Genomic DNA, 13728 nt, shown 5'->3' on the forward strand with positions numbered 1-13728 from the left:
ATTGCCGCTAACGCGTACATTGACGCAATGACCTTCGACTACCCGGCGCGCCGTGCGCGGCTCGCCGGGCTGCTGGCCGCGCACAAGGTCCCCGCCCTGCTCGTCACCTCCCCGGTCAACGTCCGGTACCTCACGGGCCTGGCCAGCTCGAACGCGGCCGTACTCGTCAGGGCGGACGCGTCGGCGCTGCTGGCGACCGACAACCGCTACATCGACAAGGCCCGCACGCTGGACGTGCCCGCGGTCGAGGCGCCGGACGTGGCGGGCAGGCTCGCCGAGCCGGACGTCGGGATCGAGGCGGCGAGCATGAGCGTGGCCACGTACCGGCGGCTGGGCGAGGGACTGGTGCCGCTGGGCCCGGTGGTGGAGGTGCTGCGCGCGATCAAGGACGACAGGGAGCTGGAGCTGCTCCGTACGGCCTGCGAGATCACTGATCAGGCATTCGCCGATATATCGGGAAGAATCATCCCGGGCATCACCGAACGCGACCTCGCCCGGCTCCTCGACAACCGCATGACCGAGCTGGGCGCCGACAAGCCCGCGTTCGACACGATCGTCGCCGCGGGGGAGAACGGCGCGGTCCCGCACCACGCCCCCACGGATCGCCCGTTGCGCGCCGGCGACCTGGTGACCATGGACTTCGGGGCCAGGTACCACGGCTACCACGCCGACATGACCAGAACCGTCAGCCTCGGCCTGCCCGCCGACTGGCAGCGCGAGATCTACGACCTAGTGGCTCAGGCGCAGCGCGCGGGCCGGCAGGCGCTCACCCCCGGCGCCGATACCAGGGACGTGGACGCGGCCGCCCGCACCGTCATCGCGGACGCGGGCCACGGCGGCCACTTCCGGCACGGTCTGGGCCACGGCGTCGGCCTGGAGATCCACGAGGAGCCGTTCCTGGGCCCCTCGCGGACCGGTAGACTAGAGGATCGAGTTCCGATCACCGTCGAGCCTGGGGTCTATCTTCCGGGCCGGGGCGGGGTTCGCATCGAGGACACCCTCGTGACACGTGATGGCGGGCCGGAACTTTTCACGAAGACGACCAAGGAGCTGCTCGTCCTGTAGAGCGGCCGCACCCGGGAGAAGAACGAGTGGCGACGACCAACGACCTCAAGAACGGCATGGTGCTGAAGCTCGACGGCGGTGAGCTCTGGGCCGTTGTGGAGTTCCAGCACGTCAAGCCGGGCAAGGGCGGCGCGTTCGTGCGGACCAAGCTCAAGAACGTGCTCTCCGGCAAGGTCGTCGACAAGACCTTCAACGCCGGCGTCAAGGTCGACGTGGCCAACGTCGACAAGCGCGAGATGCAGTATTCGTACAAGGACGGCGACGACTTCGTGTTCATGGACACCGAGACCTACGACATGGTCAACGTGCCCAGCAACACCGTCGGCACCGCCGCCAACTACATGCTGGAGAACACCCTGGCCACCGTGGCCTTCAACGAGGGCTCCGCGCTCTACGTGGACCTGCCGGCGGCCGTCGAGCTGACCATCGCCAACACCGAGCCCGGCCTGCAGGGCGACCGCTCCACCGGCGGCACCAAGCCCGCCACGCTGGAGACCGGCGCCGAGGTCAAGGTGCCGCTGTTCATCACCACCGGCGAAAAGGTCAAGGTAGACACCCGCAGCGGCGAATACCTCGGCCGGGCCTGAGGTGTCGGCACGCGGCAAAGCACGCAGGCGGGCGCTCGACATCCTCTTCGAGGCCGAACTGCGCAGCGAGGATCCGCTGAAGGTCCTCGCCGAGCGCGTGGAGCGGCAGGAACCCCCGGTGAACGAATACACCTTGACCATCGTCGAGGGCGTCGCCAGGCATCACGCGCGCATCGACGAGCTGATCACCACGTACGCCGAGGGCTGGACGCTCGACCGCATGCCCGCGGTCGACCGCAACCTGCTGCGCGGCGGCACGTACGAGCTGCTGTGGATGCCCGGTGTGCCCGAGGGCGTGGTCATCAGCGAGTGGGTGCACCTCGCGGGTGAGCTCTCGACCGACGAGTCCCCGCAGTTCGTCAACGGTCTGCTGGCGCGCTTCAAGCAACTCAAGCCAAGCCTCACCCTTTAGACAGCTTTTTCCGCGGGCCACGGCCGCGTGTTCGGGGTACGTTCCAACCACGTCGGCCTGCACACGGCTTGCGCAGGCGAGGGACGTGTACCGTCACGCGGTCAGGCGTCCGGCGCCGTCACGGCGGAGCCTGGCCGTGTGATGCGGGCGCCCCCGCCCGTACGGAGAAGTGGCGCGTCACCAGCCGCGACGCGCCCCTTTTCTGTTTGTGCCAGCATCCACCCCATGGTGACCGAAGATGACATCCGCCGAATCGCGCTGGCACTGCCCGAGACGGGCGAGAAGACCATGTACGGCACCCCCGCGTTCTGCGTGAGCGGCAAGTGGTTCGCCAGGATGCGGGAAGACGGCGACATGCTGGTGCTTCCGGTCGCGAGCGAGGAGGAGAAGGCCGAACTGCTTGCGGCCGAGCCCGCCACGTTCAGCACCACCCCCCACTACGACGGATACGCGATCGTGCTGGTCCGGCTCGGCCAGGTGGGCCCCGAGCAGATGGGCGAGCTGCTGACGGACGCCTGGCGGCTGCGTGCCCCGAAGCGGCTGGCGGCCGAATACGACGGGTAGGCGGGTCTTTCCGCGTGCCGCTTCGCCGCAGGACGGCCTCCCCCAAGGACCTGTGCCGAAGTGCGGAGGGCGGCGTAGGTCGCGGGAGTCGTAGGCGACATGCGGAAACAAGGCTGAGGATCTCCCTCTCCCGGGCCGGGTGTCGCCGGTGTGGAGCGGGCGATCACGCGCACGGCGTAGGCTGGGCCCGTCCGCTGAGGACACGAAGGAGCCGTGCGCGAAGAAGCAGTTCGCGGGGGAAAGGGAGGCGAACCGACGTTGCGTGCTGAAGGCGTCACGAGGACCCCGGCGGTGCGGACCGCCGTCGTCTGGGACGCGCTGCGGTCGGTGCTGGCCGAGCGGACGGCGGCCACGGGCCGCGAAGGGCTCGACATCGTCGACGCCGGCGGCGGCACCGGCGGGTTCGCCGTGCCGCTGGCCGCATTGGGCCACACCGTCACCGTCGTCGATCCGAGCCCTGACTCGCTGGCCGCGCTGGAGCGCCGGGCCAAGGAGAAGGGCGTGGGCGTCAGCGCCCTGCAGGGCGACGCCGACGACCTGGGCGAGCTGCTCCACCGCGACAGCGCCGACCTGGTGCTGTGCCACAGCGTGCTGGAATACGTCGAGGACCCGATCAGCGCGCTGACCGCCGTCGCGGGCGTCCTGCGCAGGGGCGGCGCGGTGAGTGTGCTGGCCGCCAACCCGGTCGCCAGCGCCATCCACCGGGCGCTCGTCGGCCACTTCGCCGAGGCGCGGGCGGTGCTGGACGATCCCGCCGGCAGCTGGGGCGACCGCGACCCGACGCCGCGGCGCTTCACCGCGGAGACGCTCGTGGAGCTGATGGCCGCGACCGGGTTCGTCGTCGGCGCGATCCACGGGGTGCGGGTCTTCGCCGACCTGGTGCCGAGCAGGCTCGTGGACGGTGAGCCGGGCGCCGCCGAGGCTCTCGTGGCGCTGGAGCAGGCCGCCGCGACCCATCCCGTGCTCAGGGACATCGCCACACAGTTGCACGTCCTCGGACACCGGGCTTAGCCCTCGTTATCGAATCCATGTTCGGATAGAATCGGCGGCGTGTCTCGCAAGCAGATCACCGGCATCGGCCCCGCTCCGCGGACCGGGGTCGATGACAGCGGCTGCCCGATCCTGCACGTCGACATGGACGCCTTCTTCGCCAGCGTCGAGCTGCTCGAGCGCCCGGAGCTGCGCGGCCGCCCGGTGATCGTGGGCTCGCCCGCCGGGCGCGGCGTCGTGCTCAGCGCCACCTACGAGGCCAGGGCCTTGGGGGTGCACTCCGCCATGCCGATGAGCAGAGCGCGCCGGCTGTGCCCGCAGGCCACGATCATCCCGCCCAGCCACGGCAAATACTCCGAGGTCTCCAAGGGCGTCATGGAGATCTTCCACTCGATCACCCCGCTGGTCGAGCCCATCGCGTCCGACGAGGCGTTCCTCGACGTCGGCGGCGCCAGGCGGCGGCTCGGCTCGCCCGCGGCCATCGCCGCCATGATCAGGGAGCAGGTCCTCGACCGCTACGGCATCACGTGCTCCGTGGGCGTGGCCAGCAGCAAATTCGTCGCAAAGCTGGCCTCCAAGCAGTGCAAGCCGGACGGGTTGCTGGTGGTGCCCGCGGATCAGGTCGTGGACTTCCTCCATCCGCTGCCCGTGTCGGCCCTGTGGGGCGTCGGCGAGCGCACCGAGCAGTCTCTCGTACGTCTCGGCATCCGCACGGTCGGGGATCTGGCCAGAGTGCCTCCCGCCACGCTTCAGCGCGAGCTGGGCCAGGCCGCGGGCGGTCACCTGGCGGCGCTGGCCTGGGGACGCGACGAGCGGCCCGTGAGCGCCCACGTGCCCGACAAGAGCATCGGCAACGAGGAGACGTTCGCCACGGACATCGACGACCCCGAGGTGATCAGGCGGGAGCTGCTGCGCCTGTCCGAGCGGGTGGCCGCCAGAATGCGTAAGGGCGGACACGTGGGAAGAACTGTAAGTGTGAAGCTACGCCGAGCCGATTTCACCACGATCACCCGCTCGCGCACGCTGCGTGAGGCGACGGACGTGGCTCAGGTGATTTACGCCACGGCCTGCGAGCTCTACCGGGCCGCGGGCCTGGAGCGGGTGCGGCTGCGCCTGGTAGGGGTCAGGATGGAAAACCTCAGGCCAACCGAGGAGGCCGCCTGGCAGCTCGGTCTGGGCGAGCGGGAGACCGGCTGGCGCGAGGCCGAGCAGGCCATGGACAAGGCGATCCGAAGATTCGGTCCCGATGCGGTGCTCCCGGCGTCGCTCGTACGTGGCAAGCTTGATGAAATAGAGACATAACGCTGATGTCCGGACTCTGTGGCGCGCCGGTGTCACGATTTTGGGGGAAGGGGGGCGAGATGGGCCACAATGGAGCCATGACGTCACCTCCGGTTTGGTCTGCGTTGGACGTTTGCTTTCGCGTACGTCTACAGCCTCGTATTCTGGGGATAACCGACCGCGAGGTTCGGACACCCCGTGTCGTCCGTTGCCGTCTTCCCCGTCCTGGGGCCGTCCTTGGGAGGCGCCGTGCCGCTCTCTGAGCACGAGCAGCGCTTGCTCGACCAGATCGAGCAGGCCCTCTACGCCGAGGACCCGAAGTGGGCCAACACCGTAAGGATCAGTGACCCGCGCAGCCATTACAAGCGTCGCCTGATCAGGGCCTCCATCGGCTTTGCTCTCGGCGTCGTCATCATGATGGTCGGCGTGGTGTCGAGCGGCAGCGCTCTGATCCCCCTCGGCGTCGGCGGTTTCGTGGTCATGCTCGCCGCGTGTCTGTGGGGCTTGTCCAGTTGGAAACGCATGAACGGGTTCGGTGACTCGGCGCCGTCCTCCGGCCCAGCCATGCCACCGGGCAAGCAGGCCCGCCGGGGCAACCGGGGCAGCTTCATGGAACGCATGGAGGAGCGCTGGCGCCGTCGTCACGACGAGCGCTGAGCGGGCCTTCCCACGGTCGGCCCGGCCATGACGGCATCCCGCCCACCCGGCGGGACATCAGGCCGGGTCCCCGGCGGGACGACCCGGGGCGTCATGCCCTGATCCGGAGATGACCCAGGCGGCGTGCCTGGGTCTAACAACGCCCGCGACGCCGAAGCCCGCCGTCCATGGACGGGCCCAGGCGTCGCGTTCGCGTCCCCGGACCCGTGAACCGCTCAGGCGCCGCGCCCCGCCTCCCTGGGGGCGGCGATGGCTCAGGCCTCGCGTCCGCCTCCCTGGGCCCCGGGCGCGCCAAGGCCCCCGGCCACTGGGCGACCGGCACCGGCCAGGGCGATGGGTCCCCGGACGGCGTGCCGGAACGACGCTCCACGAACGACATCCCCATGAACAACGTCTCAAAAACGACGTCCCAGAAACGACGGAGCGTGCGTCCGTCCCCTCGACGGGGATGGGCGCACGCTCCGTCTTTGCGTCCCTCAGGAGCCCTTCTGGGCCGCCGTACGCCGCAGCCTGATGTTCTCCAGCAGGTCGAACCCGTCGAGCAGGCGCTCACCGAGCCCCCGCAGCCCACGTAACGTCGACGGGGGCATCAGCACCGCCCGCACTCGCCGCCCGCGTGACACCGTGGCCGCCAGAGCCTGCCGCACCGTACGCAAGTCCTTCTTCATGGGCTCGATCCGGCCGGGGTCCCTGGCGAACAACACCCGTTCGACCCCCGACGCGATGGCCGACACGGCAGCCGCGGCCGCGGCGTCGAACTCGTACTGCTGGGTCAGCCGCCGCGCGAGCGCCCGCGGGGTCTCGCTGGTCTGGCGGGCCATGCCGTAGTCGTACAGGATGTCGTCCAGCTCGGCCCAGGCCGCGGCCACCGACGGATGCCCGCCCGCGGCCCCCTCGCCCGACACGATCCTGGCCGTCAGCTCGTCCGACGGCTGCGACACCTTCCAGCCCAGCGTGCGCACGCGCCGGTTCCTGGTGATCAGACGCACGCCGGCGGGGATCAGCAGGAAGAGGAGCAACGCCCCCGCCCCGATGCCGATCTTGGCGATCAGCGGCATCGACTCCTCCGGCGTCAGGGCGCCGGGGATGAGCTGGCTCTCCCGGTCGAGCGCGCGGGTGTTCTGCCGCGCCTGCGGGTCGAGCGGGTCGTCGGCGGACGAGGAACTGGTGGCCCCCGGCGTCGGCGCCGCGGACGAGTCCGTCGGGCGGGGCGCGGGCTGCGTGTACGCAGGCACCTGCGCGCTGCCCTGGCCGAGCACCCCAGCAGGAGTCGGTTCGAACGGCAGCCAGCCCACGCCCTCGAAGTACAGCTCGGGCCAGGAGTGGGAGTCGCTCGTGCTGACCTCCCACCGGTTGCCGATCTTCGTGCCGCCGGTGTAGCCGATCGCCACCCGTGACGGGATGCCGACCAGCCTGGCCAGCACGGCCATCGACGCGGCGAACTGCTCGCAGTAGCCCGCCCGGTCACGCAGCAGGAAGTCCCGCAGTGCCGAGCTGCTGTGCCCCTGCGTACGCAGGGTGTAGGTGAAGCCGCCGGTCTTGGTGAAGAACTGCTGGAGCTTCACCGCCGCGTCGTAGTCCGACGTGGCGCCCGCGGTCTCCCTGTCGGCCAGCTCCCTGATCTCAGGAGGGAGGTTGTCGGGCAGCCGCAGATAGCGCTGGTCCACCGCGTCCGCATTGCCGTCCAACGACTCCAGCAGGTCCGCGGTCGGGTCCGGCTCGCTGGTGGCCACCTCGTACTCCAGTCCCGCGGCCTCGTCGCGGGTGGAGAAGACCATCAGCGAGCTGACGTCGGCGCGCCAGTCCCCGTCCACCTGGACCTGCCTGGGCGGGTACGGCAGCGGCAGAAATTTCAACTCGGAGATCTCGTCGCTGATCTGAATGTTGGTCAGCACGCTGTTGATCTTCGGATTCCCGGTGAGCCCGGGTGGCGGCGGCAGCGGGCCGTTGTCCGTCCTGTTGTCGGGAGACCCCTTCGGCTGCGTCATGCCGAACTGCTGGCCGTCGAACGCGTCCAGCGAGTAGATCCGCAGGTAGCGCGGTTTGTCGTCGTTGTTGGCGTAGGTAAGGACCGTCCGCCGCTCCGGCAGGTCCAGCTGGCCCTTCAGGTTCGCGATCGGGTTGGGGATGCTGATCGAGTTGCCCCGCCCGCCCGTGCCGCTGCCGCCCACGCCGAACTGGAAGAACGACACCGGCTCCATCGCCGGCAGCAGGGCCGGCACCAGCACGGCCAGCGCGATCGCGGCGAACCCGATGCGCTTGCCGGACAGCCGCAGGCCGCTGGTGTCGGCGGAGGCACGGGCGCCGCTCGCGGACGGTCCCGCGGCAGGCCGCGCCGCCATGCGCGTGCGGCGCACCAGCACCGCCCGGCCCCAGTGGCCCACCCGCTCGCGCCCGTCGGCGATCAGCAGGCCGACGAAGCCGAGCGCGGCGACGATGAAGGCCGGCCAGCTGATCGGGTCGGGCAGGATCGTCGCCGGGACCGTGGCCAGCGCCAGCAGCGGCAGCCCGGCCAGCGCCGTCCGCCGCAGCCGCGCGGCGAACAGGTCCACGGCGATCGCGATGAGCGCCACCCCGCCGGCGGTCAGCAGCGTGATGCCCTCCGTCGTGGGCACGGGCGCGGCGAACCGCTGGATGTCGTCCCACCCGACGCCGAGCAGCCTGCCAAGCTCCACCACCGAGCCCCTGGTCGGCACGAACACCGCCCAGGCCTCCTCGGCGGCGAACGACGCGGTCAGATAGATCCACGTCGCGGCCACGGCCAGTAGCGTCGCCGCCCACGCCGGCAGCGACAGGCGGCTGCTCACCAGGCCTGCCCCCACCACGGCGAGCACGGCGCCCAGCGCCGACCAGAACCACGTCCCGCCCTCGAAGAGCGGGTAGAGCAGCATGGCCGCGGTGAACGCGGCCACGCCTGAGGCGACCGTCAGCCTCATGCCGCACCTCCCGCCGGGTTGACCGCGAACCTGCCGCGGTTGGCTGCGCCCTGCCAGACCGACGCGATCGAGGTGCCCGCCGGCAGCCGGACGATGCGCCAGCCGTACCCGGCCAGCACGGTCTGCGCGGCCTGGTGGTTCTCCGCAGTCTCCCGGTCGCCGCCGTCCCACGTGCCCACGTCGAGCAGGACCGCGACCCCGGTGATGCCGCTGTGCCGCAACCTGGCCAGTTCCCTCGCCTCCTCCGCGTCCAGCGCGCCGAGCACGGCCACGATCAGCCCGTCGCCGCCGCCCTGGCGCAGGGCGGACACGCCCATCTCCAGCGAGCGGGCCGGGCTGTGCCGTACCACGGCGAGGGTGTCGAGCAGCGAGTAGCTCAGGCCGGTGTCCGTCAGGTGCTCGGCGCCCTGGTCGGTCACCAGCCGCAGGCCGAGGCCCTCACGGGCGAGGTGCACGCCGATGGAGGCCGCGGCCGAGACCGCCGCCTCGAACGACGAGCGCGGTCCCTCGCCGCGATGCGCGTGCCTGCGGGTGTCGAGCAGGAGCGCGCCGCGGCTCTGCCACTGCTGCTCCTCGCGGCGCACCATCAGCTCGCCGTGGCGGGCCGTCGAGCGCCAGTGCACTCGACGCAGGTCGTCGCCCTGCCGGTACTCGCGCGGCGCCACGTCGTCGTCGCCCGCGGCCGCCACACTCCTGGTGCGGCTGTCGCCGCCGCCCGTCCACTCGCCCGACAGCCGTACGTGCGGCAGCGCCGCCACGTGCGGCGTCACCACGAGCGTGTCGCTGATCGTGAACGAGCGGGTCAGCTCCACGAGCCCGAACGGGTCGGCGATGCGGATCGACAGCGGGCCGATGGTGTAGCGGCCGCGCAGGTCTGACCGCACCCGATAGTCGATCTCCCGCACGCCCCGAGGTTCGACCCGGTCCAGTACGAACCTGGGCCGCACGCCCAGGGCGTACGGGACGGTGTCCTCGATGAGCAGCAGCCCGGTCGGCAGCCTGGTGACGTTCTCCAGCCGCAGGGTCACGGTGGCGTCCCCACCCACCTCGGCCCTGGGCGGGTCGAGCCGCCTGGCGCAGCTGAGCCGGTAGCGCGTCCGCGCCACTACCATCGCGGCCAGCAGTGGCAGCGCGGTCACCAGCACCCCGATCCTGAACAGGTCGTTCTCGCCCAGGAAGAGCGCCATCAGCAGCGCCGCGATCCCGGAGGCGAGGAACGACCTGCCTCTGCTGGTCAGCGCCCGCAGCCCGGCCCTCACCGCGCCTCACTCAGCCCGTGCCGCTGATGGATGTCCTCGCTCCGCTGCGGATCCATTAACGGCCTCGCGTCTCAGGCACCGGCACGCGCCTGATCAGATCGGTCACCACCTGCTCGGGCAGGCGGCGCTGACCCTGGGCCTCGACGCTGGGCAGCAGCCGGTGCGCCAGCACGGGAACGGCCAGGTCCTGCAGGTCGTCGGGGATGACGTAGTCGCGTCCCGACAGCGCCGCGTGCGCCCTGGCCGCCCTGACCAGCTGCAGCGTGGACCGGGGCGAGGCGCCCAGCCGCAGGTCGGGGGAGTGGCGGGTGGCCACGACCACATCGATGGCGTATTTCTTGACCGCCTGCGAGACATAGACGCCGCGTACGGCCTCGATCAGCGCGCGCACCTCCGCCGTCGTGGCCACCGGCTGCAGCTTGTCCAGCGGTGAGGTGCCGCCGTGCACGTCGAGCATCTCCAGCTCGGCCGTCGGCTCCGGGTAGCCCATGGCCACCCGGGCGGTGAAGCGGTCGCGCTGCGCCTCGGGCAGGGGATAGGTGCCCTCCATCTCGATCGGGTTCTGGGTGGCGATCACCATGAACGGCGCGTCGAGCCCGTACGTCACCCCGTCCACCGTCACCTGGTGCTCCTCCATGCACTCCAGCAGCGCGGACTGGGTCTTGGGGGAGGCGCGGTTGATCTCGTCGCCGACGACGATGTTGGCGAAGACGGGTCCCGGCTTGAACTCGAACTCCCGGGTCTGCTGGTTATAAGCGCTCACGCCGGTGATGTCGCTCGGCAGCAGGTCGGGGGTGAACTGAACCCGGCGCACGGGACAGTCGATGGAACGCGCCAGCGCCTTGGCCAGCATGGTTTTGCCTACTCCTGGGACGTCCTCGATCAGGAGGTGGCCCTCGGCGAGAAGGACGGTCAGCGTGAGGCGGACGGCGTCACTCTTGCCCTCGATCACCGATTCGATCGCTTCCCGGATCCGGTGGGCTGTGGTGACCAGCTCGTCGAGCTGGGGAGGGACGTCATGGGTTACTGCCACCAGGCCTCCATGAGAAGTGCGACGGCTGTCCCGGGCTGCTTTGCGGGAGCCATGCCATTCCTTTTCATTGTGCTTACGACCCTACGACGCTGCGGGTTCTGGAGCGACATTTGTGGATATTCCAGGGAACCTGGGCGATGTTCCCGTTCTTGTCGCGTAGCAGTGCGAATCCCGTGACAGACCGGCCCTCGAACCGCTCCACTTTCCTCCACCGGGACCTACGCATAGGGCCTGAGCCCCTATTTCGGCGATCTTTTCAACCCTCGACACGCCCATGAGGGTTGGCCGGGCGCCCACCGCGCTCCACCCCGCTCCATCGCTCTGACCTGCGGTAACGCAACGGAAACCAGTGATGAAGACGGTTCGAATCAGTTGACGGTGGGGAGAAGTGGAGTATGGTGGTGCGCAGTGGAGAGCACGGGGCACCAGCGCTGAGCGCTTCACGAGGCACGGGAGGTGGGGCCGATGTTCCTCGGCACCCATCAACCGCGTCTGGACGACAAGGGACGGCTGTTCCTGCCGGCTAAGTACCGTGAGGAGCTGGCGGAGGGTCTTGTGATCACCAAAGGCCAGGAGCGATGCCTCTACGTCTTTCCCGTAGAGGAGTTCCAGCGCATAACCGAGGCTCTCAGCACCGCCCCGGTCACCGCCAAGGCGGTGCGTGACTACAGCCGCGTCTTCTTCGCCAGTGCGTCCGACGAGAAGCCAGACAAACAAGGACGCATCACGATCCCGCAGAGCCTGCGTCAGTACGCCGGCTTGGAGCGTGACTGCGTTGTCATCGGGGCCAACACCCGGCTGGAGATCTGGGACGCGGGGGCTTGGGACACCTACCTCAGCGATCAGGAGCAGGCGTTCGCCGATCTGTCGGAGGAGGTGCTGCCAGGGATCTTGTAGGAGTCACGGTCGATCCGTCGGTGTTGTCGTTCGGCGAGGTCTCCACCCGCAACCACTGTCTGCCAACTGATGCACCTTCCCCGGTGTCAGAGGGCAGGCGTCCACGAAGAGGGTGCGGATGGGGACCTGGCCGGGCGGCGCCGGGTGGGGACCCAGGAATGACCACAATCGACCGGTAACCGCGTCATCCGCGAGCAAGGACGCGAGAGGGGGGTTTGGAGATGGACGACAACGTCGGCACGGGCGGTCACGTTCCGGTGATGCTCGAGCGCGTTCTGGAGTTGCTCGGCCCCGCGCTGTCCGGGCCCGCACCCGTCGTCGTCGACGCCAACCTCGGCCTCGGCGGACACTCGGAGGCCCTGCTCGCCACCTACTCGGCGCTGCACCTGATCGGGATCGACCGCGACCCTTTCGCGATCGAGTTCTCGACCCGCAGGCTGAGCCCGTACGCAGGACGGATCACCCTGGTCCACGCCTCCTCCGGCGATCTGGCCGAGGTGCTCGCCCAAGCAGGGCACACCACGGTCAACGGAGCGCTGTTCGACCTCGGGGTCTCCTCGCCGCAGTTGGACGAGGCCGAGCGTGGGTTCGCCTATTCCTACGACGCGCCACTGGACATGCGGATGGACACGTCGCAGGAGCTGACGGCGGAGACGGTGGTCAACACGTACTCCGCCGCGGAGCTGACCCGCATCCTGCGCGACTACGGCGAGGAACGATTCGCTCCGCGTGTCGCGGGCCTGATCATTAAGGAACGGGCTAAAGAGGCAATAACCTCGACGAAGCGGCTAGCGGACATCGTTCGCGAGGCGATTCCCGCCGCTACTCGGCGCACCGGGGGAAACCCCGCCAAGAGGACTTTTCAGGCGCTGCGCATCGAGGTGAACGCGGAGCTGTCCGCCCTGGAGGCGGCGCTCCCTGCGGCACTCGATGCGCTGACGCTGGGTGGACGAGTCGTCGTGCTCTCGTACCACTCACTCGAGGACCGGCTCACCAAGCAGGCCCTCACGGCGCGAACCAGGGACACCAGCCCCCCTGGGCTGCCCGTCCCGCTGGAGTCTCACCAGCCGAGGTTCCGCATGCTGACGAGGGGAGCAGAGCTCCCAAGCGAAGAAGAGCTCGCCCGCAACCCGCGGGCGGCCTCGGCCCGGCTACGGGCGGCAGAGAGGATCCGTGTTGACGACTGAGCAGGAGACCGGCCGGGTTGCGCCCGTCCGCCGCGCGGCGCCCAAGACGGGCACGCGCCGGTATGGGGCGCCGCACCAGTCCAAGCCGCGGCCCCGTCCTGACACGCGCCCCGACACCGGCGGGAAGGCGCCGGGCGCCGAGCAGGCGAGTGCTCGTCCCGTGCCGCGGCGGCGGTCCGCGCGCCGCCAGCGCACGCCGTTCGTGCTGCTCGTCGTCGGGCTCATGTCCGGCGGCCTGGTCAGCCTGCTGCTGCTCAACACCATGCTGGCCCAGGACGCCATCACCGAGGGGACGCTGCGCGAGGAGATCGCGGTGGCTCGGCAGGAGAAAGAGAAGATCGACCAGGAATACCAGCTCAAGACACAGCCGGACGCGATCGCCAAGCTCGCTGAGCAGCAGGGGCAGAATCCCGATTGGGACGACGTCAACGGCTGGAGCAGCGCCGGTGACCGGGTCGGCCAGGTGGACACGGAGCGGTGAGGGACTCAGGCGGCAGGGGGCAGGGTCCCGGCCGTGGCGCTGGCGGCGCCGGCTCTCAGGGAGGGCCCGGCGCCGTTCGTCGTACGCCGGGCGGCCCGGGACGTGCAGGGCGCCAAGGAGGCCCTGCACGTTCTGACGGTGCCCGTTCTGATGGGGCGGGCCGCCCGGCGTCGCCGGAGAACCCGCCGAGCACGCCACGCAAGCGGCCCGACCCTCTGGACCTGCCGTTCGGGCACGACGACGCCTTCCGCGGCCGTTCCCCGCAGGACCCGGCCGACGCTCCGGGCGAATCCGGCGGCGCCCGCCCCTCCGATGCCGACCGCCCTCGTTCGGAGGGCTCCGACCGGGCGCGGCGGGACGGGGCCGACGGCCGTCGGTC

Annotated in this window: 13 protein-coding genes; 10 read left to right on the forward strand and 3 right to left on the reverse strand. The window is 70.2% G+C overall.

What is annotated here, in order from left to right; all coding sequences use genetic code 11:
• The first annotated feature begins 27 nt into the window (after nucleotides 1-27).
• The 7 genes from ACTWPT_RS03370 to ACTWPT_RS03400 all read left to right on the forward strand — a co-directional run bounded on the left by ACTWPT_RS03370 (nucleotide 28) and on the right by ACTWPT_RS03400 (nucleotide 5556).
• A complete protein-coding gene (locus tag ACTWPT_RS03370) occupies nucleotides 28-1065 on the forward strand; it encodes a M24 family metallopeptidase (protein ID WP_443175726.1) in 1038 nt (345 codons plus the stop codon).
• Between the two features lie 26 nt (nucleotides 1066-1091).
• Nucleotides 1092-1652 carry an elongation factor P gene (gene efp, locus ACTWPT_RS03375; RefSeq protein WP_443175727.1) on the forward strand — a complete coding sequence of 187 codons (561 nt, stop codon included), beginning with the start codon at nucleotides 1092-1094 and terminating at the stop codon, nucleotides 1650-1652.
• A gap of 1 nt (nucleotide 1653) precedes the next feature.
• Nucleotides 1654-2064, forward strand: a complete 411-nt coding sequence (nusB, locus tag ACTWPT_RS03380; RefSeq protein ID WP_443175728.1) for a transcription antitermination factor NusB — start codon at nucleotides 1654-1656, stop codon at nucleotides 2062-2064.
• Nucleotides 2065-2289: 225 nt separating this feature from the next.
• The gene (locus ACTWPT_RS03385; RefSeq protein WP_443175729.1) at nucleotides 2290-2628 is read left to right on the forward strand and encodes an MmcQ/YjbR family DNA-binding protein; all 339 of its coding nucleotides are present in this window, start codon (nucleotides 2290-2292) and stop codon (nucleotides 2626-2628) included.
• 291 nt (nucleotides 2629-2919) lie between these two features.
• Nucleotides 2920-3639: a methyltransferase domain-containing protein gene (locus ACTWPT_RS03390; protein WP_443175730.1), complete on the forward strand. Its 720-nt coding sequence runs from the start codon at nucleotides 2920-2922 to the stop codon at nucleotides 3637-3639.
• Nucleotides 3640-3678: 39 nt separating this feature from the next.
• Nucleotides 3679-4920: a DNA polymerase IV gene (dinB, locus tag ACTWPT_RS03395; RefSeq protein ID WP_443175731.1), complete on the forward strand. Its 1242-nt coding sequence runs from the start codon at nucleotides 3679-3681 to the stop codon at nucleotides 4918-4920.
• 228 nt (nucleotides 4921-5148) lie between these two features.
• The gene (locus ACTWPT_RS03400) at nucleotides 5149-5556 is read left to right on the forward strand and encodes a DUF3040 domain-containing protein (RefSeq protein WP_443175732.1); all 408 of its coding nucleotides are present in this window, start codon (nucleotides 5149-5151) and stop codon (nucleotides 5554-5556) included.
• Nucleotides 5557-6032: 476 nt separating this feature from the next.
• Here the strand turns inward: ACTWPT_RS03400 and ACTWPT_RS03405 are convergent, their stop codons facing one another.
• Genes ACTWPT_RS03405 through ACTWPT_RS03415 form a run of 3 tightly spaced genes read right to left on the reverse strand, consistent with a single transcriptional unit; the run spans nucleotide 6033 to nucleotide 10784 of the window.
• Nucleotides 6033-8492 (reverse strand): transglutaminase family protein, encoded by a 2460-nt coding sequence (locus tag ACTWPT_RS03405; protein WP_443175733.1) that lies wholly within the window; start codon nucleotides 8490-8492, stop codon nucleotides 6033-6035.
• Entirely contained in the window at nucleotides 8489-9751 is a 1263-nt protein-coding gene (locus tag ACTWPT_RS03410) for a DUF58 domain-containing protein (RefSeq protein ID WP_443175734.1), read from the reverse strand. The genes ACTWPT_RS03405 and ACTWPT_RS03410 overlap by 4 nt, the downstream gene beginning before the upstream one ends.
• A gap of 55 nt (nucleotides 9752-9806) precedes the next feature.
• A complete protein-coding gene (locus tag ACTWPT_RS03415) occupies nucleotides 9807-10784 on the reverse strand; it encodes an AAA family ATPase (RefSeq protein ID WP_443175735.1) in 978 nt (325 codons plus the stop codon).
• A 465-nt stretch (nucleotides 10785-11249) separates the two neighbouring features.
• On the opposite strand from ACTWPT_RS03415, the gene mraZ reads away from it, so the two are divergent.
• From mraZ to ACTWPT_RS03430, 3 genes are all read left to right on the forward strand, one after another.
• On the forward strand, nucleotides 11250-11681 hold the full coding sequence (gene mraZ / locus ACTWPT_RS03420) for a division/cell wall cluster transcriptional repressor MraZ (RefSeq protein ID WP_443175736.1): 432 nt from the start codon (nucleotides 11250-11252) through the stop codon (nucleotides 11679-11681).
• Nucleotides 11682-11902: 221 nt separating this feature from the next.
• Nucleotides 11903-12868 carry a 16S rRNA (cytosine(1402)-N(4))-methyltransferase RsmH gene (rsmH, locus tag ACTWPT_RS03425; protein WP_443175737.1) on the forward strand — a complete coding sequence of 322 codons (966 nt, stop codon included), beginning with the start codon at nucleotides 11903-11905 and terminating at the stop codon, nucleotides 12866-12868.
• Entirely contained in the window at nucleotides 12858-13349 is a 492-nt protein-coding gene (locus ACTWPT_RS03430; protein ID WP_443175738.1) for a hypothetical protein, read from the forward strand. Before rsmH ends, ACTWPT_RS03430 begins: the two co-directional genes overlap by 11 nt.
• Nucleotides 13350-13728: the final 379 nt, after the last annotated feature.

This window comes from Nonomuraea sp. 3N208, from assembly GCF_052245935.1.
Taxonomy (GTDB): Bacteria; Actinomycetota; Actinomycetes; order Streptosporangiales; family Streptosporangiaceae; genus Nonomuraea.

Excerpts from the sequence above, each read along its gene's own strand:
- ACTWPT_RS03370 (WP_443175726.1), top strand. The coding sequence starts at position 28 with ATGACCTTCGACTACCCGGCGCGCCGTGCGCGGCTCGCCGGGCTGCTG.
- ACTWPT_RS03385 (WP_443175729.1), top strand. The coding sequence starts at position 2,290 with ATGGTGACCGAAGATGACATCCGCCGAATCGCGCTGGCACTGCCCGAG.
- ACTWPT_RS03405 (WP_443175733.1), bottom strand. The coding sequence starts at position 8,492 with ATGAGGCTGACGGTCGCCTCAGGCGTGGCCGCGTTCACCGCGGCCATG.
- mraZ (WP_443175736.1), top strand. The coding sequence starts at position 11,250 with ATGTTCCTCGGCACCCATCAACCGCGTCTGGACGACAAGGGACGGCTG.
- rsmH (WP_443175737.1), top strand. The coding sequence starts at position 11,903 with ATGGACGACAACGTCGGCACGGGCGGTCACGTTCCGGTGATGCTCGAG.